This is a genomic window from Corynebacterium sp. (assembly GCF_030532325.1).
Classification (GTDB): Bacteria; Actinomycetota; Actinomycetes; order Mycobacteriales; family Mycobacteriaceae; genus Corynebacterium.
This window is the reverse complement of sequence record NZ_JAUNLS010000001.1, coordinates 46,949-72,890: the sequence shown is the minus strand read 5'-3', so window position 1 is coordinate 72,890 and position 25,942 is coordinate 46,949. Positions and strand designations below refer to the sequence as shown.

Sequence of the window (25,942 nt, the reverse complement as noted above, 5' to 3'; positions counted from 1 at the left end):
CTGCCTTCCCCTGTAGCCTTGTAGGCTTTTAGCCTTCTGTGGCTATACTTGCCACCCATGACTAATCCGCAGCGCATTGGGATCATGGGTGGCACTTTTGATCCCATCCACAACGGCCACCTGGTCGCCGCCAGCGAGGTGGCCTACCGCTTCCAGCTCGACACCGTGGTCTTTGTGCCCACCGGCCAGCCCTGGCAGAAGGCCGGCCGCGAGGTCACCGCCGCCGAGCACCGTTACCTCATGACCATGGTGGCCACCGCCTCCAATCCGCGCTTTACCGTCTCCCGCGTGGACATCGACCGCGAGGGGCCCACCTATACCATCGATACGTTGCGGGATCTGCGCCTGCTCTTCCCGGATTCGGAGCTCTACTTCATCACCGGCGCGGACTCCTTGGCCTCCATCATGAGCTGGCACTCCTGGGAGGAGATGCTGGAGATGGCGCACTTCGTAGGCGTGACGCGGCCGGGCTACGAGCTGAGCAAGGACATGCTGCCGCTGGAGTCCCAAGACGGCATCGACTTGATTGAGATTCCCGCCATGGCGATTTCCTCCACGGACTGCCGGGCGCGCGCCGCCCAGGGCGAGCCGGTGTGGTACTTGGTACCGGACGGGGTGGTGCAATACATTGCCAAGAATCAGCTCTACGGCCCCAAGCCCTACAAGCCGCTGTAAGGCCTGCACGACACCGGAATTGCACAACTAGGAATTGCAGGCCCGGCGTGCAACACTAGAGCCTAAAAGGAAGGATTGTTCATGTCTGTCACTGACATTGCCCGCCAGATGGCGGAGGCCGCGGCGCTGGCCGCCGATGAGAAGCTGGCCACCAACATCGCCGCCATCGACGTCTCTGACGTGCTGGCCATCACGGAGGTCTTTGTGCTGGCCTCTGCGGACACCGAGCGCCAGGTGGCCTCCATCGTGGAGGAGGTCGAGGACGCCCTAACCAAGCTCGGCCACGAGCCCAAGCGCCGCGAGGGAAACCGCGAGAACCGCTGGGTGCTGCTGGATTACGGCCAGATCGTGGTGCACGTGCAGCGCAACGATCAGCGCGAGTTCTACGGCCTGGACCGCCTCTACCACGACTGCCCGCTGCTGGATATCCCGGGTTTGGAGACCCCGGAGCGCCCCGGCGAGTGGTCCAACGAGGTCAACCTGCGCGAGGTGGAGTCCATCGACGAGATCCCGCTGGCGCAGCCGGAGCCGGAAGAAGACGAGGAGTACTAATCGCGCATGACTCGCCAGCTCATTCTGATCCGTCACGGTCAGACCACCTACAACGCTTCGGGCCGGATGCAGGGCCACGTGGACACAGAGCTGTCTGAGGTCGGCTACGAGCAGGCCCGGGCTGCTGCGAGTCTTCTGGCGGAGAAGAACATCACCGCCATCGTGTCCTCCGATCTCCAGCGCGCACGGGAGACGGCGCGTGTCATTGGCGAGGCCCTGGGCATGACGCCGCTTGTCGACGCCCGCCTGCGCGAAACCAACCTCGGCCTGTGGCAGGGGATGACCTCGGCGGAGGTCGACGCCCAGCACCCCGGCGCCCGCGCCATCTGGCGCCACGATCCCACCTGGGCGCCCCCGCAGGGCGAGTCCCGCGTGGAGGTGGCCCAGCGCTCGCGACCGGTCGTCGACGAGCTTATGCGCACCCACGATGCCTGGGATGAGGGTCCGGTGCTCATCGTGGGCCACGGCGGGGCGATCTCCGCGCTGACCTGCCACCTGCTGGGTCTGGAGCACCACCAGTACAGTATCCTCTCCGGGCTGAAGAACACCCATTGGTCGCAGCTGACGGCGCGGCCTTCCTTTGACGCGAGCCAGCCGCTGTCCCCGCTGGAGTTCACGCCGGAGACCGTCGACGGCGCCCAGTGGTACTTCGACGGCTGGAACATGGGCGGCCGTGTGGTCGGCGGAGCGGGGGCGGACGTCTAGTGGGCGTGCGCATCCTCACCGATTCCGCCGCCGGGCTTCCCGCCTCCCTCGCCGCAGACCTCGGCATTAGAGTGCTTGAGCTGCACGTCATGGACAACGAGGGGGAGCGCAGCACCTCGGGGTTGAGTGCTTTGGAGCTGGCCGCCGAGTTCGGCCGCGAGATGGAGCGCTCGGGCGATGACGGTGTGCTGGCCATTCACCTGTCCAAGGAGCTCTCCTCCACGTGGTCGGCGGCGGTGACCGCCTCCGGAGTCTTCCCTGGCACCGTGCGGGTCATCGATTCCGGCAGCGCCGGCATGGTCCAGGGCGCGGCGGCGATGGCCGCGGCGGCGCTGGCCCGCCAGGGGGCGAGCGTGGACGAGTGCTACGAGGCCGCCATGGATACCCTGCGCCGCGGGGCCACGTGGATCTACCTCACTTCCACCGAGGATCTGCGCCGCTCGGGCAGGTTATCCACAGCCACCGCGGTGCTCTCCACGGCACTGCTGGCCACCAAGCCCATCATGTCTCTTAACGAGGGCAAAATCGAGCTCGTGGGTAAGACCCGCACCCAGACCAAGGCCTTTACCAAGGTGGTGGACCTGGTGGCCTCGCGCGCCGAGGGCCAGCCCGCCTTCGTGGCTATCCAGTACAGCGGCGTCGACGGCGCCGAGGAGACTGCGGAGCGCCTGGCTGACCTTCTGGAGCAGGCGCTGCCGGTGGGCTCTTCCTTCCTCCGCGTGCCGCTCAATGACCTGCTCTCGGTCCACCTAGGTGCCGGAGCCATTGGGGTTTCCGTGGTCTTTAGCCAGGAATGTTGACGCGCTCAACAAGTTATCCACAGCAGCAGAAACTCCCCCTCGCGGCAGGCAGGGAGCGCGCCCTAGCGTTGGGCTCATGAACCCCGTCAGCGACCGCCTGCGCGAACTCACCCGCCCCACCGGCGAGGAGGAGCTCCTCACCGTCGACTTCCCGCGCCCGCGCCTCAAGGTGCCCGTCCCGCTGGCCCTGGGGCTGGTGGCCGTTGCCGTGGTGGGCCTGGTGGTGTGGCTGGGGCTGAGCTCCCGGCCGGCGCCCAACCCCTACCTGGAGGCGGCGGTGAGCAGCGAGCCCGCCGAGCCCAGCGAGCTCATCGTCTCGGTGGTCGGGGAGGTGGATAACCCCGGCCTGGTCACGCTGCCGCCGGGCGCGCGGGTGGCCGACGCCCTCTCGGCCGCCCGCCCGCGCCCCGAGGCGGATCTGCTCGCCCTCAACCAGGCACAGAGGCTCAAGGATGGGGAACAGGTGGTCGTCGCCAAGCCAGGCGAACAGCCCGCCGAGCCGGCCGAGGAGGGCGCGCTGAGCCTGAATACCGCCAGCGCCGAGCAGCTCACGCAGCTCAAGGGGATAGGGGAGGTCACCGCGGAGGCCATCGTGGCGCACCGCGAGGAGATCGGTGGCTTCAGCTCGATTGAGCAGCTTCTCGACGTCTCCGGCATCGGCCCCGCCAAAATGGAGACCATCAAGGATCAGGTCCGCCTGTGAGGGAGCTGCGCCTGGTGCCCGCCGCGGTGGCGGCGTGGCTGGCCACACTCGCGGTGGCCTTCACCCTGCCGTGGCTGGTGCTCGTCGGGGCTGCGGCGGCGGCCTTCCTGCGCCCGCGCGGCCAGGCCATTCTTTGCGCCGCGAGTGCCTGCCTCTACGGCCTTCTCGCCCTCGTCCGCACGCGGCGCGCAGACGCCTTTGCCTTCGGCGGCGAGGTCACCGGCCGCGTGCTCGCCGCGCCCACCGAGGTGCCCTCCGGGTGGCTGCTCAAGCTCACAGTGCCCGGCTACCCCGCGCAGCTGCCGGTCTTCGTGCAGGAGCAGCCCGCGGCGGTGAGTGGCAGCATCGTGCAGGTCAGCGGGGAAGCTAGCCCCTCGGATCGCCCCGGGGTGGCGGCGGTGGTCTTCAACGGGGAGGTCACCGCGAGCGCCCCGCCGCAGGGCTGGGCGGGCTTTGCCGCCGAGGTGGCGCAGAACTTCCGCGAGGTGTGCAGCGACGGCCTCATTCCCGGCATGGTCTTGGGGGATACCTCCCTGCAGAGCCCCGCCGAGCGGCAGCTCTACGTGGACACCGGGCTCTCGCACCTGAGCGCGGTTTCGGGCTCCAACGTGGCCATTGTGTGCTCGGCCGCCGCGCTGCTCGTGGTGGGCCCGCGCGCCCGGGTGGCCGCCAGCCTGTGCGCGCTGCTGCTCTACGTTGGCCTGGTGGGCTGGGAGCCCTCGGTGCAGCGCGCCACCGTCGCGGGCCTGGCGGGGCTGGCCGCAGTGCTGGGCTCGGCGCGCATGGAGCCGCTGCACGCCCTCAGCCTCGGCGTGCTCAGCCTGCTGGCGGTGGATAGCGATCTCGCGGTGAGCTTCGGCTTCGCGCTCTCGGTGGCGGCCACCGCGGGCATCGTGGTCTTGAGCCCGCGCCTAGTGGGAGTCATCGCGCACACTGGCTGGCCACACATCGTGGTGCGCGCCGTGGCGGTGGCGCTTGCCGCGGACATCGTCACCATGCCGCTTATCGCGCTCATGGCCGGGCAGGTATCCGGGGTCTCCGTGCTGGCCAACGTGCTGGCGGCCCCGGTGGTAGCACCGATCACCGTCGTGGGGCTCGTCGCCGCCATCGCCGCGCAGCTCGGCCCGCTGGCCGTGGTGGCCCGCGGCCTCGTGGCACTCATCGAGCCGCTGAGCGGGTGGATACATCTGGTGGCTACGGGGTGTTCCCGGCTGCCGCACGCCAGCATCGCCACCGGCCCCATTCCGGTGCTCCTGCTCGGCTGCTGGGTGCTCGCCGGAGTGATGTACCTGCGGCCGCTAAGATAGCGGACATGTCTACAGCTGCCGTGCACCTCATCCTCGGAGACGATGAATTCCTCACCGAGCGCGCCCGCCTGTCCATCCAAAAGGCAGCGGGTCAGGGCGTGGAGCTGCGCCGACTCAAGGCCTCCGAGGTCAGTGAGGGCGAACTCCTGGAGGCCACCAGCCCCTCCCTCTTCGGGGATAACCGCGTCATCGTAATCAGCGACGTCGAGCGCGCTGGCAAGGAGGTCACGCGCATTCTTCTCGACGCCTGCTCCAACCCCATGCCCGGCATGACCCTCGTGCTCATCTACTCGGTGACGGCCAAGACCTTGAAGGGCAAGAAGAAGCCCCCGGAGATCGTCGCCAAGCTGCGTACATTCGCCGAGGTGCACGAGGTCTTCTCCCTCTACACCAACGAGCTGGGGCCCTGGGCCACCCGCGAGTTCGCCGCGCACGGCGTGCGGCCCACCCCGGACGTGGTGCAGGCGGTGCTCGACGGCGTCGGCTCCGACCTGCGTGAGCTGGCCTCGGCCATCTCCCAGCTGGTCTTTGACACCAACGGCAACGTCACCCGCGAGGCGGTGCGCCAGTACTACGTGAGTATCGCGGAGGTCGCCAACTGGGACATCGCGGATGCCGCCGTGGCCGGCAAGCTGGAGGAGGCGGTGTCCACCTGCCGCCGCGCCCTGCAGCTCGGGGCGAGCCCCGTGGCCATCGCTGCGGCCCTGGCCAACAAGGTCGGCGCCATCGCCCGGCTCTACTCCGCGCGCGGGGATCAGTTCTCGGTGGCCAAGCAGGCGGGGCTAGCGCCCTACGTGGTCAAGATGACGCAGCCCGTGGCGCGGCGCTGGTCGGGGGAGAACATCTCCAAGGCGGTGATCCTCGTCTCCGAGCTCGACGCCGCCGTCAAGGGCCAGGGCGGCGAGGAGGAATTCGCCATCGAGGCGGCCGTGCGAAGGATCGCGGAGCTCGCACGTTAGACTCACAAGCTATGGACGATATCCAAGAATTTGCCTCAAAGCTCTTCGATTTCGCACGCAACGGGGACGAGACCCTGCTGGACTATATCTCCCAGGGCGTCAACGTCGATCTGGTCAACCAGGAAGGCCAGTCCTTCATCATGCTCGCCGCCTACCACGGGCACGCGGAGCTGGTGCGCAAGCTCGCCGCCGCCGGCGCGGATGTCAACCTGCTCAATGACCGCCAGCAGTCCCCGCTGGCCGGGGCCATCTTCAAGAAGGAGGACGCGGTGATCGACGCCCTCCTCGCCGCCGGCGCCGACCCCCTGGCCGGCAACCCCAACGCCGTGGACTCGGCCCGCATGTTCGGCCGCGCTGATCTCCTCGAGCGGCTTTCATGAATCTCACCGCCTTCGGTGCGCTGTTGGTGATGAACATCCTCGGAGCGATTGCCCCGGGCCCCGATATCGTCCTGGTCACACGGTACGCCACCCGCTCGCGCAAGCACGCCATCATGGCCGCCACTGGCATCCAGCTCGGCGTGCTCTTCTGGTGCACCCTCACCGTCATGGGCGCGGCGGCCCTGCTCACCGCGTTTCCCGGGATCCTGCAGGCCATTCAGGCCATCGGCGGCACCTTCCTCATCTTCATGGGCGTACGCTCCATCCGCGGCGGCCTGGAGCTGCGCCGCAACCCGCCGGCGGACATGGAAGAGGCCGCCACCCGCCTGGGTAGCCTGCGCCAGGCCTTCCGCACCGGGCTGGCCACCAACCTCTCCAACCCGAAGATCGTGCTCTTTCTCGCGGCGATGATCGCCCCGCTGCTGCCCGCCCACCCGCCGCTGTGGCTTTCCGTGGTGCTCATCCTCAGCATGTCGCTGTCTGCCTACGCGGTCTTCCTCGTGCTGTGCACGGTGATTTCCACCCCGGCGATTCGCCGGCGCATGCTGGCCGCGGGACCGTGGATTGACATCGCGGCGGGAACCTTCTTTGCCGTGGCGGGCTGCGCGCTCATCACCGTGTCTGCGGCGGCTGCGCTTCCCTGAGGCTGAGCTGCCTGGGTGCGACGAGGTCCCACACCCAGTGCGACCACGCCACGACTGTCGACGCCCTCCGCGGCAGCGTCGTCCCGCTCAGCTTCAACCCTGCGTCCTCCATGAGCGCGATGGCCTCCTCCTTGGCCAGTGGGCGCTGGTGCGTGCACACCAGGCGAATCATCCCGTTGAACACCCGTCGCCGCGCCAACGCGCCGAGGAGCGTGAGGTTGCGCCTATCCCGCGAGCCCGGCAGCTCGATGCCCTCGACCACGCCGTCGCGCACCCACATCAGCCCCAGGTAGCGCCCGGCGTTGACGTAGTAATCCGCCTGGCGCGGGGTGAAACCAAAGAGCTCGGGGATATCCGCCTTGCGCAGTGGGAGCATCTCCAACAGACTGACCACGCGGGCGAAGGAATCCGCCTGCGGGAAGGGGGCCGCGGGCTCGGCGTTGGGGTGGGTCTGCTCGGCGATGTCCTCCACCACCGAGAGCGTCAACTCCGTAGCGCCCAGCACGTAGCGCGCGGAATCCTCCAGACGGATGCTGCGGAAGTCTTCCGGGTCCGGGAAGCTGTAGCGGTAGAGGTGGAACACTCCGTTGGAGTAGACCACGTAGACCGGCAGCACCGGCTTGCTCAGCGCCTGCGAGAAGCGCCGGAAGGGGAAGTAGAGCTGGCGGATGTTGAAGTCCGGCGAGAGACGGTTCTTGGCCTCCACGAGCACCACGTGCTCGGCGGATTCGTAGCCGCCGTCGATCTCCATCTGGGCGCGGTCGACGGTGTACTCCAGCCCGAGATCCCGCAGGCGCAGCGGAATTTGTGTGGTGGACATGCGCCCGGTGACGGTGGGCAGCAGCTGGCTGCCGCCGACGAAATCCTCCAGCACCCCGGCCAGCACCGCGGCGTTGAGCATGACGGCCTCCGAGGTGAGGTTCTCAAAGTCGAGGGACTCGATCCCCGCGGGAACCCGCAGCCGCTTCAGGGGAGCGGGCTGGGTGGGGAAGTCCTCGTAGAGGCTGAAGCGGCCCACCAGGTAGGCGTCGCGCCGCACCGGAAGGATAGACAGCCCGTGCTCGCGGAAGTAGGCGGGGCGGGCGGCGGAGAAATCGTGCTTGGCCAGCAGCCGTGGCTCGCGGCCCGCCAGCTCTTTGAGGCGGGCAGCAGTGATGATCACGTAGCCCTCACCGACCACGGCCTGGGCTACCTCGGGGGTGGCGAAGACGCGGGCCCAGGCGTCGTCGTTAAGCCCGGCCACGGCCCGCCACCGAGTAGTTGCGCACCAGCACCTCATCCACCTTGCCGCGCTTGGAGGCCACGGAATTGACCGCGCGGGTCGCGCCGACGATGCCCACCTCGTAGTCGCGGTAGAGCTCCTTGATGAACTCCGTGGCGGAGTTGGAGAGCAAGAAGTTCACCCCGCGGGCATCGAGCTCGTCGCAGGTCTCCTTGAGGCGAATCTGGTCCGCACGGCCGAAGCCCCCGGACTGGTAGCCGGTGAAGTTGCTCGTGGGGTTAACGGGGTCATAGGGCGGGTCGAAGTAGACAAAGTCACCCCGCGTGGCCTGGGAAAGGATGGCCGCGTAGTCCCCGTTGTGGAACTCCACCTCCGCCTCCCGCAGGTAGGTGCTCACCGCGCGCAGCGTGGGCTCGTCGCAGATAGCGGGGTTGGCGTAGCGCCCAAAAGGCGCGTTGAACTGTCCGGCGTTGTTCACGCGGTAGAGGCCGTTGTAGCAGGTTTTATTGAGGTAGATGGTGCGCGCGGCCCGCTGCACGGGGGTCAGCGCGGCAAACCCGGGCTCGCGGTCCAGCCCGCGCATCTGGTAGAAGAACTCTTCCTCGTTGGGGTAGCCGCGCAGCAGCGCAATGAGCTCCTCGACTTCATCGCGCACCACCTCGTAGACGGTGATGAGCTCGGTGTTGAGGTCATTGACACTGGCTTTGTCCGGGGTTAGCGAAAAGAGCACCGCCCCGCCGCCGAGGAAGGGCTCGAAGTAGCGCCCGAAGCCCTCCTCCGGCAGCGCAGCATGAATCTCCGGCAGCAGCTGGCGTTTGCCGCCGACCCACTTGAGCAAAGGCTTGACATTTTTCATAACGCAAGAGAGTGTAGCGTGCGCTCCGGACACGACTCGGGAGGGTGTTCGAACACAAGAAAAGGGAGACCTCCGAGGAGATCTCCCTGCATCCGTTGATGGGCTAGAACTTAGGCCATCTTGTTGAAGGCGTTAGCCATACCGGACTTCTTGTTGGCGGCGTTGTTGCGGTGGAAGACACCCTTGGACACGGACTTGTCCAGAGCGCGGGACGCAACGCGCAGCTGCTTCTCGGCTGCAGCCTTGTCGCCAGCAGCAACGGCCTCGCGGAACTTGCGGATCTCGGTACGGACGGCGGAGCGCACAGCCTTGTTGCGCTGGCGAGCCTTCTCGTTGGTGATGATGCGCTTCTGCTTGGACTTAATGTTTGCCATGATTATTACCTCTTGGAAATCGTGATGATTACGGTTGGGAAACTAACCCGCCGGACATGTCCCGCGTGCGCTCGGCGTTGGTGTTCGATGAGCGGACCCAAGGTCCTGACCGCCCCGACCAACGCGCCCGGAAAGTAAGTATCTAGAAAAAGTTAGCAAGTGCGCTGCTGAAAACCCAAATCAGGCCCGGTGATATTAGGCCCAGTGATACTAGGCCCAGTGGTACATGGAGCGCAGCCGGTTGGCCACGCGCTCGAAGCGCCGCTCGGGAAAGAGGGTGCCCTGCCGGCGGCATTCCTCCTCGGAGATCTCCAGCAGGCGGTCCATGCGCACCCAGCACTGGCGGCCCGATTCGTCCCACTCGCCGGTGCCGATGTCCAGCCACTCCTCATCATCCGCGTGGGCGGGATTGGGGGAGATGAGCAGGCCCAGCACGGTGGTGCGGGTGCGCGAGACGATGAGTACGGCGCGCTCGCGCGGGGGAGACTGTTTGCCGTCGGAGGGCGCCCAGACCCAGACCACCTCGCCTGAGTCCGCCTGGCCATCCATCTCTGGGGTGAAGAAGACGCTGCGCGGGTGGGCGTCGGTAGGCTCCACGCGGATGGACGCGGGCTTGCGTGGCTCCTTAAACGAGGTGCTTTGATTCAGCCCGAGGCGCTCGTTGATGCGGGCGAGGCCGGCGTCGACAGGCTCGCGTTCTCCGATGCCCAGTGCCTCGCGGATCCGGGCCAATGGGTTTCCGCTAGTCATGTGGACTATTCTAAACGCATGTCTAAAAACTTTGCGGCCACTACGTTTACGGATCCTTCGCGGATTCGAAACTTCTGCATCATTGCCCACATCGACCACGGCAAGTCGACGCTGGCTGACCGCATCCTGCAGTTGTCGCAGGTAGTTGAAGCCCGCGACATGCGCGATCAATACCTCGACAACATGGATATCGAGCGCGAGCGCGGCATCACCATTAAGGCGCAGAACGTGCGCCTGCCCTGGATTCCGCGCAGCGGCGAGTTCGCGGGCCAAGAGATTGTCATGCAGATGATTGACACCCCTGGTCACGTGGACTTTACCTACGAGGTCTCCCGCGCCCTGGAGGCCTGTGAGGGAGCCATCCTGCTTGTCGACGCCGCCCAAGGCATCGAAGCCCAAACCCTGGCCAACCTCTACCTGGCCATGGAGAATGACCTGGAGATCATCCCGGTCCTCAACAAGATCGATCTGCCGGCCGCGGATCCGGAGAAGTACGCCCTGGAGATCGCCAACATTATTGGCTGCGAGCCGGAGGACGTCCTGCGCGTGTCCGGCAAGACGGGCGAGGGAGTGGCCGAGTTGCTGGACAAGGTGGTTGAGCTCATCCCGGCGCCGACCTCTGAGCTGGGCCCGGATGCGCCGGCTCGCGCGCTCATCTTTGACTCCGTGTATGACACCTACCGCGGTGTGGTGACCTATATCCGCATGATGGACGGCACCCTCAAGCCGCGTCAGAAGGTCACCATGATGTCCACCGGCGCGAACCACGAGCTGCTGGAGGTGGGCATCGTCAGCCCCACCATGAACAAGTGCGAGGGCCTGGGCCCAGGCGAGGTGGGTTACCTCATCACCGGCGTGAAGAACGTGCGCGAGACCAAGGTGGGTGACACCATTACCTGGGCGTCGAATGGCGCCGAGGAGCCGCTCAAGGGCTACGCGGACCCCAACCCGATGGTGTACTCCGGCCTGTTTCCCATCTCCCAGGCGGACTTCCCGGACCTGCGCGACGCCCTGGAGAAGCTGCAGCTTAACGACGCCTCCCTCACCTACGAGCCCGAAACCTCCGTCGCCCTGGGCTTTGGCTTCCGCTGCGGATTCCTGGGCCTGTTGCACATGGAGATCACCCGCGACCGCCTGGAGCGCGAGTTCGGCCTGGATCTCATTTCCACCGCGCCCTCGGTGACCTACCGCGTGGTGGCGGAGGACGGCACCGAGTCCCTGGTGCACAACCCCTCGGACTGGCCCGGCGGCAAGCTGCGCGAGGTCTACGAGCCGATTGTGAAGATGACCATCATCGTTCCCGAGCAGTTCGTGGGCCCGACGATGGAGCTGTGCCAGTCCAAGCGCGGCCAGATGGGCGGCATGGACTACCTCTCTGAGGACCGCGTGGAGCTGCGCTATACGATGCCCCTCGGTGAAATCATCTTCGATTTCTTTGACATGCTCAAGTCTCGTACCAAGGGCTACGCCTCCCTCAACTACGAGGAGGCCGGCGAGCAGCTGGCGGATCTGGTCAAGGTGGACATCCTGCTCAACGGCGACCCCGTGGATGCCTTCTCTGCCATCGTCCACCGCGATTCCGCGCAGTGGTACGGCAACAAGATGACCAAGAAGCTCAAGGAGCTTATCCCTCGCCAGCAGTTCGAGGTGCCTGTGCAGGCGGCCATCGGCTCCAAGATCATCGCCCGTGAGAACATCCGCGCGATGCGTAAGGACGTGCTGGCCAAGTGCTACGGCGGCGATATCTCCCGTAAGCGCAAGCTGCTGGAGAAGCAGAAGGCCGGTAAGAAGCGCATGAAGTCCATCGGCTCGGTATCCGTGCCGCAGGAGGCCTTCGTGGCTGCGCTCTCGACGGATGGCGAGGGCTAGCCTCGCCTTTCGGGGGTAGTCGGGGGTAAATACTCTGGCGAACAGGGCTAATGCGGCGCTCGTTCGAAAGCTATTGCGAATGTCCGGGGTGGGTTGTAGCGTGGTGGCCAGCAGCTGATAAGGACGCTGCGCCGCCCTACTTTCCCTATCCGGTAAGGACATCGCAATGGACGGACCCTACTTTGCCCCTCTCAATCCAGAATCCCAATCAGCCAGGGCTTTCATGGACTGTAACCGCCTCAATTGGCTGGCCTTCGAATCCGTCATCCCCGGCCCCGGGGATGACGCCGATATCGCCTTCACCAGCGTGAGCCGCGACTTCGGCATGAGCCCCTACCGGGCCGAGCATCTGTTCTATGGATTCGAAAAGCTCTCCCATCTTCCCAAGATCTCACGCCTCAACCAGCAGCAATGGTTCCTGGATTTTGATCGCATCCTCGCCGTGGGCAAGGCCCTGCAAGGCGTAGACCCGAGCGTCTTCCCGCACGTCGATGACGCACTCGTGGAGGTGTTCACACCCAGCCGGCGCAACCAGCGCCTGCCCGATGCCGCCCGCATCCGCAACGTCATCTCCGAGGTGCTCGCCCTGCACAACATCCTGCAGGGCGAGGACGAGGAAGAGCGTGACCGCTACCAGATGCAGCGCAAGAACGGCCGCGGCGAGCTCAGCGCCACCTTCGATCCCATCACCGCCGAGAGCATCGACCGCCTCGTGCGCAAGCGCGCCGAGGAAGAAAACATCTCCTTTGCCAAGGCTCTAGCCGCCTGCATCCTCGAGCCCGTGGAGAAGAAGGTGGTGATCAACACCTACCAGGAGCTCGGCAACTCCCTGGCCTTCCTGCCCGGCTACGGGTATATCGAGCCGCCGGTGGACGCTACCGTGCGCCACATCGCGCCCGGCGCCAACGAGGGCTACCGGCCCAGCGCGAGGGTGCGTTCCTTCGTGGAGGGGCGTGACGGCACCTGCCGCGGCCCCGGCAATTGCAGCACGCCCGCGAACCGCTGCCAGCTCGACCATCGCGTGGAGTACGGCTCCGGCGGGCCCACCTCCACCGATAACCTGGTCTGCCTGTGCCAGCACTGCCACAACATCAAGACAGACCGCCGAGCCTTCTACATCATGGACCCGATAACCGGGGATATCTACTGGCTCTTTGAGGACGGAACCTGGGAGGCCAACCAGGCCAAGGGTGTCGTGGTACCGGACGTGGCGAATTGGCGGCAGACCGTCGCCCAGCGCATGGCAGCGTGGGAAGCGCGCGGAAACGTGGTGTCCTTCGACGATGTGCAGGTACCCTCGTGACAAACCGGAAGGAGTGATGATGGAACCCATCCCGAAGAAGCGGCGTCGCCAAGGGCAGCAGCTCCCGCCCTTGCCCGTGACGGCTGCCAAGATTGGGGATCGCCCCGCCTGCGAAGTCTTCAAGGAGGAGGGTGCTGCACTGTTGCCGCGCCTGCAGGACTTCCGCCGCGACCTGCACCAGAACCCGGAGATCGGGCTGGATATGCCGCGCACCCAGAAGAAGGTCCTCGAGGCGCTCGACGGGCTGCCTTTGGAGATTCAGCTGGGCCACGATTTGAGTTCCGTCGTGGCGGTGCTGCGCGGCGGAAAGCGCGGCGAGCGCCCGGTCTCGGTGCTGCTGCGCGCGGACATGGATGCGCTTCCCATTCGCGAGCAGACGGGGGATACCTTCGCCTCCACCAACGGCAACATGCACGCCTGCGGCCATGACATGCACACCGCAGGCCTCATCGGCGCGGTCACCATGCTCTGCGATCACCGCGAGGAGCTCTACGGCGACGTCATCTTCATGTTCCAACCGGGGGAGGAAGGCCCCGGCGGCGCTCAACCGATGATTGAGGAGGGTGTGCTCGACGCCGCTGGGCGACGTCCCATTGCCGCCTACGGCCTGCACGTCGGGCCGCAGGATCGCGGGACGTTCCACCATGTGCCGGGGCCGATGATGGCCTCGTCCTCCAACTTGGAGATCACGGTCTTTGGAAAAGGCGGCCACGGTTCTCGGCCGCACGATGCCGTGGATCCTGTGGCGGCGCTGGCGGAGATTCAGATGGCCATCCAGGTGGCGCTCACCAGGCGCTTCGATGCTAATGATCCCATCGTCATCACGGTGACCAACCTGCGGGCGGGGGACGGCGCCATCAACGTCATCCCGGATCACGCCAAGCTCGGGGCCACGGTGCGCATCCTGCGGGATGAGAACATCGAGGCCGTGCGCCAGATGGTGATCGAGGTGGCCGGTTCAGTGGCATCCTCGCACCGGTGCACGGCCAAGGTGGACTTCGAGGTGCTCTACACCGCCACGAAGACGGACCCACGCGAGGACCAGTTCGCCGCCTCCCTGTGGGGTGGGATGTTTGGCGCGGAGAACATCGTGCGCATGGACTATCCGATGATGGCCTCGGAGGACTTCGGCGCCGTGCTCTCCCAGGTGCCGGGCACCTTCATGTGGTTCGGCACGGCGAACCCGAACACCCCGGAGCACGTGCGCGAATGGAATCACTCGCCGCTGGTGCGCTTCGATGACTCTGTCTTGGGGGACCAAGCCGCAGCGCTGGCCGCGGTGGCATTCGAGCGACTCGCCGCAGAGGAGGTGCACCCTTCCTCCGCTACCAAGGCCATGCGCGCTCCGGTGTCCTGACGCAGGCGCGAATGGGCTAGGATGTGGGCCATGCAGCTGCCAGATTTTGAAGAGTTGGAGCAGGCTTTCGCCATCTTCGATCGGGTGGAAGAACACGTGCTCGATGACGCCCTGCTGCTTTCCGCGTTCGCGCACTAGGCCTGCGCGGCTCGCACCTCGCGGATGAGCGCGTCGAGTTCCTCGCGGGTGGGTCGGGCGTCCGGGCCCACGGAGCAAAAGTCCAGCAGAAAGTAGCCGGCGTGTTGCAGGGCCACGTGGCGTGGCCAAAAACGTTTGATGGCGTCGGGCTTGTTCACCGCGATGGACTGCACGCTGCGGCGCTCGGAGAGCAGCTCGTACTGCAGGTCACGGCGCAGGGCGAGGGACTCATCGGGGGTCTTGAGCAGCAGCGCGCCCAGGAGTGCCTGCATGGCCTCCTCGCAGCGCGCCTGGAGGCGGTAGTGGTTGGTCACCTGCGCGCCGGGCTTCCACAGCCACAGCACCGCGAGGGCAAAGAGCACCGAGAGCGCGATCTCGCAGATGCGCATGGTCACCGTGTGCCCCAGGTCCTGTGAGGAGTTGCCCATGAGCAGGGCTAGCGGGGTGGAGAAGATGACGCACAGGGCGTAGTTCTTCACCACGAAGATCTCGGCACAGTACTGGCAGGCGGCCAAGGCGATGAGCAGCGTCCACTCCTGCAGGCCGAAGGCAGCGATGAGGCTGAACAGACCCACGCCCAGCGCCGAGCCGAGCATGCGGTGGACGCCGCGGATGGTGCCGGGGATGCGGTCGGGGCCCCACTGCAGCACCAGCAGCACGGAGACGGCACCCCAGTCCGGGCGGTCCAGTCCCAGGGCCACGCCGAGGACAGCCGTGAGGGTGGCGGCGATGATGATCTTCTCCGCGGTGATGGTGGCATGAGAGTTGCCCACGGCGGCGCGGTAGAAGCGGTAGCGCATCGTCGGCTTGGTGTGCGGGATGGCGGTGCGGGCGGGGTCGACGTACGTGGGGGTATCGGAGAGTTCGTCAGAGTTGGTGGGCAGGTCGAGGGCCTGGTTGTGGGCCACGATGCGCGCCTGGGCCTCGAGGACGCGCTCGGCCAGTCCCGCCTGCTCCGGCTGGAGGATGCGGCCGCCGCGGATGATGCCGGCGTCGGCAAGCGCCTGCCAGGCGTTGTAGAGCGCGGTCTGCGCCTGGTGGTGGCGGGCGAGCACGTCGGTGCTGGCGTTCTCGAAGGCGCGGGCGGCCTTCTCCACTGCGAGGACGGAGCGGGTCTCGGGGCCGTGCGGATCGCGCAGGCGCGGGGCCATGCCCAGCAGGTAGGCGGTGGCCACTCCGGCCAGGCTCCACACGCCGGCCTGCCAGGGCATGATGTCGGTGCGGGCGAGCATGGTGGAGCCGCCGGCCACCATGACGATCATGAAGGAGCCCGGCGGCGGCAGACGCAGCGCGTTTTGTACGAAGGAGCCGGTGGCGGCCAGGGTGATGCTAAATGCCGCGGAGACCAGCAGCCACCAGCGCCCGTGGCCCGGGGCGAAGACCAGCTCGCCCACGAAAGCGCCCACGGTGGCGGCGACCACGATGAGCGCGCCGGCGGTGAGGATGACGCGGCGGCGGGTGCGGTAGGGGTATCCCTCGCCGTAGATCACCGCGAAGGCGCCCGCGGCGACGAGCAGCACGGCGTAGGAGTGGCCGGTGAGGTTGGCAATGGCGCCGGGAATGAGAATCGCCAGTGCTGCCCGCAGCGCCCCGGGCCAGCGGCGCGCTGAGGTGTCGAAGGCGCGAAAGAGCTGGAGGGCACTGGGGCGAGAGGGCAGCGGGTGAGAAGAGGCAGCAGTCATGACGTGACTACTCTAGCGCGCCGCGGCAATCAGCTTCTTCGTGTACTCGTGCTGCGGGTTCTCCCAGATGTCGCCGGACTCGACGATGCTGCCGCGGTAGATCACCGCCACCGAGGAACAAATCTGGCGCACCACGCGCAGATCGTGGGAGATGAACACCAGGGTCAGCCCGTGGGCGTTAACGAGCCTTTCCAGCAGGTCGAGGATCTGCGCGCGCACGGAGACGTCGAGGGCGGAGACGGCCTCGTCTGCCAGCAGAATATCCGGCTTGCCGATGAGCGCGCGGGCAATGGAGATGCGCTGGCGCTGGCCGCCGGAGAACTCGTGCGGGTAGCGCTCAAGGCTGCCGCTGATTCCGACCTCCTCCAGGATGGCGGCCACCTCCGCGCGGCTGGCCCCCTTCTTGCCCTCGGCCACCGAGCGCCAGATGGGCAGGCGCGGGTTGAGGGAGCCCTGCGGGTCCTGGAAGACCATTTGCACTCGCTTGGCGACGTCCACCCTTCCCGAGCTGGGCTGGCTCAGCCCTGAGATGAGCTTGAGCAGCGTGGTTTTGCCGGAGCCGGAGCCGCCGACCACGCCCAGGCGCTCGCCTTGGCGCACACTGAGCGTGACGTCATTGAGGGCGATGGCCTTGCCGTAGTGCTTGCTCACGTGCTCCAAAGTAATGATGGGCTCACCCAGCTGCGGCGCGGGCCCGGGCGGCTTGGGCTCGGAGGCGGCGATGAGCTGCTTGGTGTAGTCCTGGGTGGGGTGGGTGAGTACGTCGCCGGATTCCACGATCTGCCCGTCGCGCATGACGATGGCCTCAGGGCACATGCGGCGCAGCACGCGCAGGTCGTGGGTGATAAACAGCAGCGCGGTGCCGCGGGCGGTGACGAGCTCCTCGAGGAGATCCAGGATGCCGTCCTGGGTGCTGGCGTCGAGGGCGGTGGTGGGCTCGTCGCAGATGAGCAGATCCGGCTGCTGGGCCATGGCCATGGCGATGAGCACGCGCTGGCGCTGCCCGCCGGAGAGCTCGTGGGGGTAGCGCGCGGCCAGGGCGGGGTCCAGGTCAACGCTGGCCAGCGCCTCTGCCGGGTCGGCCCCGGCGTAGCGCAGCTGCTTACGGATGCGCATGAGCGGATCCAGCGCGCTCATCGGCTCCTGGAAGACCATGGCGATTTTTGCGTCGCCGCGCGTGATGCTGCCGCGGGTGGGCAGATCCTCAGGCAAAAGCTGCATGATGGACAGGGCAGTGAGGGACTTGCCGGAGCCGGACTCGCCGATGATGCCCAGGCGCTGGCCGGGGGCGACCTCGAAGCTGACGGGGCCGAGCAGATCTCCCACGCACCAGTTGCTGACACTAAGCACGGCGGCGTGCTCCCTTCTTGAGGCGGGGATCGAGGCGGTCACGGAGGGCGTCGCCAAGCAGGTTGAAGCCCAGCACCGTGGAGGCGATGGCCAGACCCGGCCACAGCGCCTGTAGCGGGTTGGTGCCCAGCAGGGACTGGGCGTCCTGCAGCATCCGGCCCCAGGAGGCGGTCGGCGGCGCGGTGCCCAGGCCCAGGTAGGACAGGCCGGCCTCGGCCAGGATAGCCAGCGCGAAGTACACGGAGGCCTGGACGATGATGATGCCGGTGAGGTTGGGCAGCACGTGGCGCACGGCGATGACTGCGGAGGGCACCTTGGACACCCGCGCGGCGGCGATGTAGTCCTGCGTCATGATCTGCAGGGTGCCCGAGCGGGTGACGCGGGCGAAGGAGGGAACGCCGGCGATACCGATGGCCACCATCGCGGTGAGGGTCGAGGGGCCCCAGACCGCGCCGGCGATAATCGCCAGTAGCAGGGCGGGGAAGGCCAGCAGCAGATCGGCGCCGGCCATGATGACGGTGCCCGGCTTGCGCTTCATGCCGGCCAGGATGCCCAGGGGAACCCCGAGGCCGGCGGCGATACCCACGGCGATGACCCCCACCACGAGCGTGACCTGGGCGCCGGCCATGATGCGCGAGAGGGTGTCGCGGCCGAAGCGATCGGTGCCCAGGAGGTGCTCGGCCGACGGTCCAAGGAGGTAGTCCGCGGAGGCCTGGTTGGGGTCGAAGGGCGTCCAGAACAGCGAGACCACGGCGAGCAGCGCGGTGATACCAACGAGGACGGATCCGGTTCTCATCGGGCCTCCTTGAGGCGCGGATCGACCAGCCGGTAGGAGAGATCGGTCAGCGCGTTGATGGTCAGCGTAAAGGCCACGAGCAGCATGACCAGGGTCTGGACGGTGGTGAGATCGCGGGTGGAGACGGCGTCGAGAAGCATGCTGCCCAGGCCGGGGATGACAAAAACCGACTCGATAACCACCGCGCCCACCACCAGGGTGGTCAACTGCACGCCGGTGACCGTGAGCACCGGCAGTGCGGCGTTGCGCAGGCCGTGGCGGCGCAGCGCTTGGGCAGGCGTGAGCCCCAGGGAGCGGGCTGTGCGGATGTAGTCACGATCCATGACGTCGAGGATGGCCGAGCGCACGTAGCGGGTGAGCATCGCGCCCTGCACCAGGGCCAGCGAAATCACCGGCAGCACCAGGTGCGCCAGGAAGGAGCCGAAGCCCTGGTTGGGCGGGGTCCAGCCGTTGGCGGGCAGCCAGCCCAGGCGCACCGCGAAGATGGCCACGAGCACGATACCCACGAGGAAGCTGGGCATGGCGATGCCCACCTGGGTGGCTGCCGAGGCCAGCGGGGCGGTGCGCTGCGCCAGCCACATGCCGGCCGGGATAGCCGCACCAAGCGCGAGGAGCATGGCCAGGCCCACGATGATGAGGGAGACCTGGGCGCGGTCGAGCACCAGCGGGGTGATGTCCTGCTGAGAGGACAGCGACACGCCGAAATCCCCGCGCAGCAGCCCGCCCATCCACTCAGCGTACTGGGCCATCAGCGGGCGATCGAGGCCTAAGGCGGTGCTCAGCTCGGCGACGGCCTCCTCGGTGGCGTTGACACCCAGTGCTACGCGCGCCGGGTTGCCGGGAACCGCGCGCATGAGCAGGAAGATGATGACGGAGGCCGCGAAAAGGGTGAGCAGGAAGCGTCCGATGACGCGCAGGGCTGTCATGCGCGCTCCTTGACGTAGCGCAGCTCGAGGGCGTCGGTGACCTGGTTGGGGCGCAGGCCGTCGAGGCCATCGCGGTAGAGCACGATGTTGGGCATGTTCATCAGGGTCAGTGCTGCGGCGTCGTTCATGATTTCATCCACGGCCTCGCGCATGAGCTGCGGGTAGCGGCCGGCCGGGGATTCGTCGGCCTGGGCGAGGAGCTCGCGGGTCCGGGCAGAATCGTAGCCCAGGTAGTAATCGGGGTTGCCAAAGAGGGTGGGGATATCGCGCGGTTCGACGTGCGCCACCAGCGACATCTGGTAGTCCTTGGTGCCCATGACCTGGCCCAGCCACACCGCGGGGAACTCGGCGGATTCCAGGGTGACGTCGAAGCCAATCTCGCTGAGCTGCGAGTAGAGCAGCTCGGAGACGGTCTGGGCGTAGGGCAGGGTCGGCGTGGTGATGGTCAGCGGGGTGCCCACCGCGCCAGCCTCCTCCATGAGCTGCCGGGCGCGCAGCGGATCGAAGGGATAGTAATCGTGCTGGCTGAACCAGGGATCGGTGGGCGGGACGGGCGCGCCGCCGGTGTCGGCGGCCATGCCGGACCACAGCACCCGGTTGGCGGCCTCGCGGTCCACCCCGTAGGCCACGGCGCGGCGCACGCGGGGGTCATCGAAAGGCTCGGCGTTGTTGTTCATGGAGAGCAGAACCTCGCCGTTGGTGGTGCCCACCGCGGTGTGGATGGAATCCTCGAGGGTATCGAGCAGCTCCGGGTTCTGCACCGCCCACACCGCGTCGATGCCGCCAGAGCGCAGGGCGTTGACGGCGGAGATGGTGTCGGGAAAGTAGCGGATGGTCACGTCCTCGGCGGCGGGGGTACCCCAGTAGTCCGCGCGGGTGCGCAGGGCGATGAACTCGCCGGGGGAGAACCTATCCACGGTAAACGGGCCGGTGCCCACGGGCTCGGTGGCTAGCTTGTCGACGCCACTCGGGGTCATCATCGCCCCAATGGCGGTGCCCATGGACCACAGCCAGCGGTTGGAGGGATGCGCCAGCGTGACCTCGAGGGTGTGGGAGTCCAGCGCGCGGGCGTCGGCGACCACCTCCATCTGGGAGGAGATGCCGTTGCTCCAGTTATCCCGGGTGTTGAGGATGGAAAAGGCCGCGGTTTGCGCCGTGAATTCCTCGCCGTTGGAGAAGGTGACCCCGCGGCGCAGGTGGAAGGTGTAGCGGGTGGGCGTGGCCTCCCAGCTCTCGGCGAGGGCGGGGACGATCTCGCCGTTCTCGTCGATGCGCACGAGGGTCTCGTAGACGTTGCTCATGAGCGCAGCGGGGATGGCGGCTCCGCCGACGGTGGTGAAGTCGAGAGAGGTAGCGGCCGCGGTGGTGGCCAGCGTGACCGCCTGGGTGTCGCCCTCGGTGGCGGTGACGGCGGTGTGCCCGGCCGAGCACCCGCTTAAGCCCAGCGTCATGGCCAGGGACATGGCCGAGGCGGCCAAGCCAAGTTTCTTCATGCAAGCAGAGTATACGGCCCTACTCAGGCTTAGCAAACATGATTTCCAGCGGGGAGGTGGAGCCGCGCACGGTGGTCATGCCCAGCACGAGGTTATCGGCGCGGTAAAGATTATCGGCCAGCTCGATGGGGCGGCCGGAGGGATCGGAGATCTCCATGCGTACCCGCCACAGCGGGGTGCCCTCACTTACCCCCAGTGATCGGGCATCCTCCTCGCTGGCCAGGACGAAGGAGAGCTGGCGGTGGGCGCTGTCGAAGTTGACTCCCCGGGCGTCCAGGAAGTCATGGACTGAGTCGGAGCCGGAGCTGGAGTCGAGCTCCAGCAGCGGCCGGCCTATCTCCAGCGGGAAGTAGAGGCGTTCCACGATCACCGGCTCGCCGTTGGCGCTGCGCACGCGGTGCAGGAAGATGACGGGGGAGTCCTCCTCGAGCTGTAGGAACTCGGCCACGCCCTTCGGGGCGGGGCGGCGGGCCATCCACAGCGTCTTCTGCTCGGCCTCATAGCCGCGGTCTCTAAGCCAGTGGGTGTTGGAGATGATGTGCTCGAAGGTCTCGGCCACGAAGCGGCCCAGCACGATGGAGCGGCGGCCGCGCCCGGAGGAGACGAGCCCCTCGGAGCGCAGAGTGGCGATGGCCTGGCGCACGGGCCCGCGGGAGGCGGAGAACTGCTCGCAGAGCTCGGCCTCGCTGGGGATGACGTCACCCTGGTTGAGCTCGCCGCTGCTGATCAAGCCGCGCAGGTACTCCGCGATCTTGACGTGGCGCTGGGTGTCGCGGGGCGCCATTACTGTGCCTTCGGGAACCAGGACCCGGCCAGGATCTCCATGTTGCGCAGGACTTCGTCGTGGGAGGAGGACTGCAGGGAGACCATGAGCTCGTCGGCGCCGGCCAGCTGCTGGAACTGCTCGAGGTAGGAGCTGACCTCCTCACCGGTGCCCACGGCGGAGTACTGCAGCATGGCCAGGATCTGCTGGCCCTGGAAGGAGGCGCGGATCTGCTCGACTTGCTAGTCAGTGAGGAACTTGCCGCGGCCGGCGAAGGCCTTGACGCGGTTGTGGCACACGCGGTCGAACTCGGCGGCGGCCTTCTCCTGGCTCTCTGCGGCGGTGACGTTGACGCCGGCAATGACGTAGGGCTTCTCGCAGTGCTCGGAGGGCTGGGAGTTCTCGCGGTAGTAGGAGGTGGCGGCCTCCAGGTGCGTGGGGGCGAAGTGGGAGGCAAAGGCGTAGGGCAGGCCGAACTTGGCGGCCAGGGAGGCGCCGTACATGGAGGAGCCCAGGACGTAGATGGGCACGTTGGTGTTGGCGCCCGGCACCGCCTGCACGCCCGGGATGAGGGACTTGCCGGAGAGGTAGCCCTGCAGCTCGCGGATGTCCTCGGGGAAGCGCTCGGCGGCGTGGGCGTCGCGGCGCAGCGCGCGGCCCAGGGTGTTCTGATCGGTGCCAGGGGCGCGGCCCAGACCCAGATCGATGCGGTCGGGGTAGAGCTCAGCCAGGGTGCCGAACTGCTCGGCCACTACGTAGGGCGCGTGGTTGGGCAGCATGACGCCGCCGGAGCCCAAGCGGATGCGCTCGGTCTTGGCTCCGATGTGGGCGATGAGCACGGCCGGCGCCGAGGAGCTGATGGTGGACATGTTGTGGTGCTCGGTGTACCACATGCGCGTGTATCCCAGCTTCTCGGCGGTGCGGGCCAGCTCCACTGAGCGCTCCATCGACTGCGCGGCGTTCTCGCCGGGGTAGATGGTGCAGAAGTCGAGGACGGACAGGCGAGCGCGGTGCGTCACAGCAAGCGTCACAGCAAGAGTCTCCTTTGCATCGAGAGGGAAAGCACAGGTTCCCCCTCACTGTACGCGCTCTTGTGCAGACTTTTTACGCAGGCCTTTTCGGTGAGGTCACGGTGCTGTAGGCCGCGCCGAGGACGAAGGCGATGACCGTGGGCACAATCCAGCCCAGGCCCAGGGACTGGCCGGGGGCAAAGTCCAGGGGTGCGCCCAGGGAGGTGGCGGCGGACCACAGCACGGAGACCCACAGCGCCAGGCGGAAGCCCCAGGTGAAGGTGATCCACTTACCCAGCAGCGGTTGCAGCAGGGTGAGGAGGATCAGGGTGATGGCCGGCGGGTAGAGGAAAGTGATGAAGGGAACGGCCACGGAGAGCACGGTGTCCAGGCCCTGGAAGGCAAAGAGGATGGACATCGCGGTGAAAATGCAGGCCCATAGGTGGTAGGTGGTCTTGGGCACCAGCATGGCGAAGAACTCGGAGGTGGCGCTGATGAGTCCCACGGCGGTGGTCATGCAGGCCAGCAGCACGATGGCGGAGAAGGCGGCCTGGCCGGCGGAGCCGAGGGTGAGGTTGGAGGCGTCGGCAAGCAGCTGCGCACCGGAGTCATAGGAGGAGCCGTTGGGCATGGTTTGGCCGATCCACGCCAGGCCCAGGTAGATGGCGCCCAGGATGACGCCGGCGACGGTGGCCGCGGCGATGGTGCCGCGCAGCACCTCACCGCCCTTGCGGAAACCCTTGGACTGCAGGGAGGAGACGATGACGATGGAGAAGGCCAGGCCAGCGATGGCGTCCATGGTGTTGTAGCCCTCGAAGAGGCCGGTGGCAAAAGCGGCGGAGGCGTAGGACTCGGTCGGCGTGCCAGGGGTGCGGGGGTTGGCTACCGCGGCCAGGGTGATAACCAGGGCCAGCAGGATGACCAGCGCCGGGGTGAGGAACTTGCCCAGGGTGTCGATGATGCTGTTGGGGCGCCAGGCCAGCGCGAGGGCGATGAGGAAGAAGACGGTGTTGAACGCGCCGTTGGCCAGGGTGCCCTCCCAGCCGAAGAGTGGGGTGATGGCGGTTTCCATGGAGACCGCGCCGGTGCGGGGCAGGGCGTAGAAGGCGCCGATGGCCAGGTAGGCCATGACGGAGAAGACCACGCCAAAGAACTTGCCGCCGTGGTTGCCGATGTCACGCACGGACTGTCCGGAGATCGCCACCGCGAAGACGGCGAAGACGGGCAGCAGCACGCCCGCGGCGAGGAATCCCAGGGTGGCCGGCCAGAAGTTGGTGCCGGAATTGACACCCACCATGGGCGGGAAGATGAGGTTACCCGCGCCGAAGAACATGGAAAACAGCATGAGGGCGGCCACCACGATGGTGGCCGCGGGGGAGGACGTCGTGGTGCCGGTGTTCGGCGAGGCAGAGGCATTAGTGGACATTTCTTAGACGATAATGCCCACGGGGTGAGATTCAAAAATTCCTACTAGTCATTTGGTATCTCGCCGACGAAGCCGTAGCGCTTGAGGCGCTGGCGGTCCGCCACCGAGGAGGACTGGGTGAGTTGCAAAAGCTGGGCGTAGATGCCGCCGCTGCGGGCGAGCTCGGCCGGACTGCCCATCTCATCGATGCGGCCGCGGTCCAGTGTGATGATGGTATCGACGTGGGCAATCGTGGACAGGCGGTGGGCGATAATCAGCGTGGTGCGATCCCGCATGAGCTCATCCAGGCCCGCCTGCACGGCGCGCTCAGCCTTGGTGTCTAGGGCGGAGGTGGCCTCATCGAGCACCAAAATGGGGGCGTCCTTGAGCATGGCGCGCGCCACCGCCACGCGCTGCTTCTGCCCGCCGGAGAGCTTGAGGCCGCGCTCGCCGATGACCGTGTCATAGCCCTCCGGGAAGGCCTTAATGAAGTCGTGGGCGTTGGCTCGCTTGGCCACACTCTCAATTTCTTCCTGGCTGGCCCCCGGCTTGCCGTAGGCGATGTTTTCCCGGATGGTGCCGGAAAACAGGTAGGACTCCTGGAAGACCACGCCCACCGAGGCGCGCAGGCGCTCCGCGCTGAGCTCGCCGACGTCGTGACCGAGCACGCGCAGGTGGCCGCTGCTGGGCTGGTAGAGCCCCAGCAGCAGGTTGACCAGCGTGGACTTGCCGCCGCCGGACTCGCCCACCAGGGCAATCTTGTGCCCGCGGGGCACGGAGAAGGTGATCTCCTCCACCACCGGCTTGTCCTCCTCGTAGGCAAAGGAGACGTCCTGGAAGGAAAAGACCGCGGAGTCCCCGGTGGGCTGCAGCGGCTGGGCCGGGCGCAGGTCCAGCCGCGGAACGTCGGAGGCCTCGGTGGCAGCCAGCAGGCTGCGGTTGGCGGTGGGCTCGACGGCCTCTTCCATGACCTTGAAGTAGTCCTTGGAGCCGGCCACGGCGCGCTGCGCCAGATCGACGATGAAGCTCATCATGAACACCGGCTGCTTGGCCAGGTTGACCAGCTGGAGCAGCATGACCATATCGCCCAGGGAGAAGTGGCCCTCCAGCGTGCGCCAGAAGATGAGCCCATAGATGCCCATGAAGATGGCGGCCATGGCCACGCCGCGGGCGGTATCCATGGAGTGCCACCAGCGCGACTGCGGGCGGGTGGTGTCCACCACCGTGCGGTAGCGGCGGCCAAAGGCGTCAAGCTCGCGGACCTCCGCCACGAAGGACTTGGTCACCTTGACCTGGCCCACCACCTCCGCGAAGCGCCCGTTGGCGATGTCAATGTTCTCATTCTTGATGGCCTCGAACTTCTGCCAGCGCGTGGAGGTCAGCGCGGTCAGCCACATGTAGATGGGAAAGAGCGCGGCCAGCAGCAGGGCCAGCGGCCAGTAGTACCAGGTGGTAATGGCAAGCACCGCCACCGCCTGGATGAGCATGACAAAGAAGTTGTTGGAGAAGGACTGGATGAACTGCGTGACGTTGGAGATCGAGCGGTCCAGACGCGCGATGATGGTGCCGGTGACCTGGTTATCAAAGTAGCTCTGGGGCACCGCGAGCAGCTTGGCAAAGTAGCGGGTGGACAGGATCTGGCGTAGGCGCGCGACCATGACGTCACCCAGGTAGCCGCCGATGTTTTTGACCAGGGAACCCACGGCGTCGGCGGCAAAGAGTGCAAGCACCATCCACACCACGATGCTTAAGGAATCACCGGCCACGATGGCGTCGGTGGCTTCGCGCAGGATAAACGGGCTGAGCAGGGAGAGCGCCGCGGTGATCGACGCCGTGATAAGGACACCAAGATAGAAAGGCCACAGGGCAGAAGCGCTGCGGGCGATGCGGAGGACAGAGTTCACGGGGCAACAGTATGCCAGC

At 66.8% G+C, this 25,942-nt stretch carries 24 protein-coding genes and 1 pseudogene; 12 read left to right on the top strand and 13 right to left on the bottom strand.

What is annotated here, in order from left to right:
* The first annotated feature begins 57 nt into the window (after positions 1-57).
* The 9 genes from nadD (at position 58) to Q4E25_RS00315 (ending at position 6,725) form a co-directional block, all read left to right on the top strand.
* Entirely contained in the window at positions 58-675 is a 618-nt protein-coding gene (gene nadD / locus Q4E25_RS00355) for a nicotinate-nucleotide adenylyltransferase (protein ID WP_303152790.1), read from the top strand.
* 81 nt (positions 676-756) lie between these two features.
* Complete coding sequence (gene rsfS, locus Q4E25_RS00350; RefSeq protein ID WP_303152786.1) at positions 757-1,227, top strand: ribosome silencing factor; 471 nt, start codon at positions 757-759, stop codon at positions 1,225-1,227.
* 6 nt (positions 1,228-1,233) lie between these two features.
* A complete protein-coding gene (locus Q4E25_RS00345; RefSeq protein ID WP_303152784.1) occupies positions 1,234-1,932 on the top strand; it encodes a histidine phosphatase family protein in 699 nt (232 codons plus the stop codon).
* Complete coding sequence (locus Q4E25_RS00340) at positions 1,932-2,732, top strand: DegV family protein (RefSeq protein ID WP_303152782.1); 801 nt, start codon at positions 1,932-1,934, stop codon at positions 2,730-2,732. Before Q4E25_RS00345 ends, Q4E25_RS00340 begins: the two co-directional genes overlap by 1 nt.
* Positions 2,733-2,808: 76 nt before the next feature.
* A complete protein-coding gene (locus Q4E25_RS00335) occupies positions 2,809-3,435 on the top strand; it encodes a ComEA family DNA-binding protein (RefSeq protein WP_303152780.1) in 627 nt (208 codons plus the stop codon).
* Positions 3,432-4,742: a ComEC/Rec2 family competence protein gene (locus Q4E25_RS00330; protein ID WP_303152778.1), complete on the top strand. Its 1,311-nt coding sequence runs from the start codon at positions 3,432-3,434 to the stop codon at positions 4,740-4,742. Before Q4E25_RS00335 ends, Q4E25_RS00330 begins: the two co-directional genes overlap by 4 nt.
* 5 nt (positions 4,743-4,747) lie before the next feature.
* The gene (holA, locus tag Q4E25_RS00325; RefSeq protein WP_303152776.1) at positions 4,748-5,701 is read left to right on the top strand and encodes a DNA polymerase III subunit delta; all 954 of its coding nucleotides are present in this window, start codon (positions 4,748-4,750) and stop codon (positions 5,699-5,701) included.
* Positions 5,702-5,712: 11 nt separating this feature from the next.
* On the top strand, positions 5,713-6,081 hold the full coding sequence (locus tag Q4E25_RS00320) for an ankyrin repeat domain-containing protein (protein WP_303152774.1): 369 nt from the start codon (positions 5,713-5,715) through the stop codon (positions 6,079-6,081).
* Positions 6,078-6,725 carry a LysE family translocator gene (locus Q4E25_RS00315; RefSeq protein ID WP_303152773.1) on the top strand — a complete coding sequence of 216 codons (648 nt, stop codon included), beginning with the start codon at positions 6,078-6,080 and terminating at the stop codon, positions 6,723-6,725. The genes Q4E25_RS00320 and Q4E25_RS00315 overlap by 4 nt, the downstream gene beginning before the upstream one ends.
* Here Q4E25_RS00315 and Q4E25_RS00310 read toward each other — a convergent pair.
* The 4 genes from Q4E25_RS00310 to Q4E25_RS00295 all read right to left on the bottom strand — a co-directional run bounded on the left by Q4E25_RS00310 (position 6,694) and on the right by Q4E25_RS00295 (position 9,927).
* The gene (locus tag Q4E25_RS00310) at positions 6,694-7,968 is read right to left on the bottom strand and encodes a hypothetical protein (RefSeq protein ID WP_303152772.1); all 1,275 of its coding nucleotides are present in this window, start codon (positions 7,966-7,968) and stop codon (positions 6,694-6,696) included. The two genes, Q4E25_RS00315 and Q4E25_RS00310, sit on opposite strands and share 32 nt — an antisense overlap.
* Positions 7,955-8,803, bottom strand: coding sequence for a DNA adenine methylase (locus Q4E25_RS00305; RefSeq protein WP_303152770.1), 849 nt, complete (start codon positions 8,801-8,803; stop codon positions 7,955-7,957). Before Q4E25_RS00305 ends, Q4E25_RS00310 begins: the two co-directional genes overlap by 14 nt.
* A 110-nt stretch (positions 8,804-8,913) precedes the next feature.
* Complete coding sequence (gene rpsT, locus Q4E25_RS00300) at positions 8,914-9,177, bottom strand: 30S ribosomal protein S20 (protein ID WP_303152768.1); 264 nt, start codon at positions 9,175-9,177, stop codon at positions 8,914-8,916.
* Between the two features lie 210 nt (positions 9,178-9,387).
* Positions 9,388-9,927: a type II toxin-antitoxin system PemK/MazF family toxin gene (locus Q4E25_RS00295; RefSeq protein ID WP_303152767.1), complete on the bottom strand. Its 540-nt coding sequence runs from the start codon at positions 9,925-9,927 to the stop codon at positions 9,388-9,390.
* 18 nt (positions 9,928-9,945) lie between these two features.
* Here Q4E25_RS00295 and lepA point away from each other — a divergent pair, with 18 nt between their 5' ends.
* The 3 genes from lepA (at position 9,946) to Q4E25_RS00280 (ending at position 14,456) form a co-directional block, all read left to right on the top strand.
* A complete protein-coding gene (lepA, locus tag Q4E25_RS00290) occupies positions 9,946-11,796 on the top strand; it encodes a translation elongation factor 4 (RefSeq protein WP_303152766.1) in 1,851 nt (616 codons plus the stop codon).
* 223 nt (positions 11,797-12,019) lie between these two features.
* Positions 12,020-13,099: an HNH endonuclease signature motif containing protein gene (locus tag Q4E25_RS00285; protein WP_303152764.1), complete on the top strand. Its 1,080-nt coding sequence runs from the start codon at positions 12,020-12,022 to the stop codon at positions 13,097-13,099.
* A gap of 19 nt (positions 13,100-13,118) precedes the next feature.
* On the top strand, positions 13,119-14,456 hold the full coding sequence (locus Q4E25_RS00280) for a M20 family metallopeptidase (RefSeq protein ID WP_303153173.1): 1,338 nt from the start codon (positions 13,119-13,121) through the stop codon (positions 14,454-14,456).
* Between the two features lie 134 nt (positions 14,457-14,590).
* On the opposite strand, the gene Q4E25_RS00275 is transcribed toward Q4E25_RS00280, so the two are convergent.
* From Q4E25_RS00275 to Q4E25_RS00235, 9 genes and pseudogenes are all read right to left on the bottom strand, one after another.
* A complete protein-coding gene (locus Q4E25_RS00275; protein WP_303152762.1) occupies positions 14,591-16,276 on the bottom strand; it encodes an FUSC family protein in 1,686 nt (561 codons plus the stop codon).
* A gap of 12 nt (positions 16,277-16,288) precedes the next feature.
* Positions 16,289-17,626: an ABC transporter ATP-binding protein gene (locus tag Q4E25_RS00270; protein WP_303152760.1), complete on the bottom strand. Its 1,338-nt coding sequence runs from the start codon at positions 17,624-17,626 to the stop codon at positions 16,289-16,291.
* A complete protein-coding gene (locus Q4E25_RS00265) occupies positions 17,619-18,422 on the bottom strand; it encodes an ABC transporter permease (RefSeq protein ID WP_303152758.1) in 804 nt (267 codons plus the stop codon). Before Q4E25_RS00265 ends, Q4E25_RS00270 begins: the two co-directional genes overlap by 8 nt.
* Positions 18,419-19,348, bottom strand: a complete 930-nt coding sequence (locus Q4E25_RS00260; protein ID WP_303152756.1) for an ABC transporter permease — start codon at positions 19,346-19,348, stop codon at positions 18,419-18,421. Before Q4E25_RS00260 ends, Q4E25_RS00265 begins: the two co-directional genes overlap by 4 nt.
* Positions 19,345-20,841, bottom strand: a complete 1,497-nt coding sequence (locus tag Q4E25_RS00255) for an ABC transporter substrate-binding protein (RefSeq protein ID WP_303152754.1) — start codon at positions 20,839-20,841, stop codon at positions 19,345-19,347. Before Q4E25_RS00255 ends, Q4E25_RS00260 begins: the two co-directional genes overlap by 4 nt.
* 19 nt (positions 20,842-20,860) lie before the next feature.
* The gene (locus tag Q4E25_RS00250) at positions 20,861-21,625 is read right to left on the bottom strand and encodes a GntR family transcriptional regulator (protein WP_303152752.1); all 765 of its coding nucleotides are present in this window, start codon (positions 21,623-21,625) and stop codon (positions 20,861-20,863) included.
* A pseudogene (locus Q4E25_RS00245) lies at positions 21,625-22,623 on the bottom strand (LLM class flavin-dependent oxidoreductase). Before Q4E25_RS00245 ends, Q4E25_RS00250 begins: the two are co-directional and overlap by 1 nt.
* Before the next feature lie 85 nt (positions 22,624-22,708).
* The gene (brnQ, locus tag Q4E25_RS00240) at positions 22,709-24,040 is read right to left on the bottom strand and encodes a branched-chain amino acid transport system II carrier protein (RefSeq protein ID WP_303152750.1); all 1,332 of its coding nucleotides are present in this window, start codon (positions 24,038-24,040) and stop codon (positions 22,709-22,711) included.
* A 44-nt stretch (positions 24,041-24,084) separates the two neighbouring features.
* Positions 24,085-25,923 carry an ABC transporter ATP-binding protein gene (locus tag Q4E25_RS00235; protein ID WP_303152748.1) on the bottom strand — a complete coding sequence of 613 codons (1,839 nt, stop codon included), beginning with the start codon at positions 25,921-25,923 and terminating at the stop codon, positions 24,085-24,087.
* Between the last annotated feature and the right edge of the window lie 19 nt (positions 25,924-25,942).

What these genes read in the sequence shown, in the direction of transcription:
- nadD (WP_303152790.1), top strand. Translation starts at nt 58, where the DNA reads ATGACTAATCCGCAGCGCATTGGGATCATGGGTGGCACTTTTGATCCC.
- rsfS (WP_303152786.1), top strand. Translation starts at nt 757, where the DNA reads ATGTCTGTCACTGACATTGCCCGCCAGATGGCGGAGGCCGCGGCGCTG.
- Q4E25_RS00345 (WP_303152784.1), top strand. Translation starts at nt 1,234, where the DNA reads ATGACTCGCCAGCTCATTCTGATCCGTCACGGTCAGACCACCTACAAC.
- Q4E25_RS00335 (WP_303152780.1), top strand. Translation starts at nt 2,809, where the DNA reads ATGAACCCCGTCAGCGACCGCCTGCGCGAACTCACCCGCCCCACCGGC.
- holA (WP_303152776.1), top strand. Translation starts at nt 4,748, where the DNA reads ATGTCTACAGCTGCCGTGCACCTCATCCTCGGAGACGATGAATTCCTC.
- Q4E25_RS00320 (WP_303152774.1), top strand. Translation starts at nt 5,713, where the DNA reads ATGGACGATATCCAAGAATTTGCCTCAAAGCTCTTCGATTTCGCACGC.
- Q4E25_RS00315 (WP_303152773.1), top strand. Translation starts at nt 6,078, where the DNA reads ATGAATCTCACCGCCTTCGGTGCGCTGTTGGTGATGAACATCCTCGGA.
- Q4E25_RS00305 (WP_303152770.1), bottom strand. Translation starts at nt 8,803, where the DNA reads ATGAAAAATGTCAAGCCTTTGCTCAAGTGGGTCGGCGGCAAACGCCAG.
- rpsT (WP_303152768.1), bottom strand. Translation starts at nt 9,177, where the DNA reads ATGGCAAACATTAAGTCCAAGCAGAAGCGCATCATCACCAACGAGAAG.
- Q4E25_RS00295 (WP_303152767.1), bottom strand. Translation starts at nt 9,927, where the DNA reads ATGACTAGCGGAAACCCATTGGCCCGGATCCGCGAGGCACTGGGCATC.
- lepA (WP_303152766.1), top strand. Translation starts at nt 9,946, where the DNA reads ATGTCTAAAAACTTTGCGGCCACTACGTTTACGGATCCTTCGCGGATT.
- Q4E25_RS00285 (WP_303152764.1), top strand. Translation starts at nt 12,020, where the DNA reads ATGGACTGTAACCGCCTCAATTGGCTGGCCTTCGAATCCGTCATCCCC.
- Q4E25_RS00280 (WP_303153173.1), top strand. Translation starts at nt 13,119, where the DNA reads ATGGAACCCATCCCGAAGAAGCGGCGTCGCCAAGGGCAGCAGCTCCCG.
- Q4E25_RS00275 (WP_303152762.1), bottom strand. Translation starts at nt 16,276, where the DNA reads ATGACTGCTGCCTCTTCTCACCCGCTGCCCTCTCGCCCCAGTGCCCTC.
- Q4E25_RS00265 (WP_303152758.1), bottom strand. Translation starts at nt 18,422, where the DNA reads ATGAGAACCGGATCCGTCCTCGTTGGTATCACCGCGCTGCTCGCCGTG.
- Q4E25_RS00260 (WP_303152756.1), bottom strand. Translation starts at nt 19,348, where the DNA reads ATGACAGCCCTGCGCGTCATCGGACGCTTCCTGCTCACCCTTTTCGCG.
- Q4E25_RS00255 (WP_303152754.1), bottom strand. Translation starts at nt 20,841, where the DNA reads ATGAAGAAACTTGGCTTGGCCGCCTCGGCCATGTCCCTGGCCATGACG.
- Q4E25_RS00250 (WP_303152752.1), bottom strand. Translation starts at nt 21,625, where the DNA reads ATGGCGCCCCGCGACACCCAGCGCCACGTCAAGATCGCGGAGTACCTG.
- brnQ (WP_303152750.1), bottom strand. Translation starts at nt 24,040, where the DNA reads ATGTCCACTAATGCCTCTGCCTCGCCGAACACCGGCACCACGACGTCC.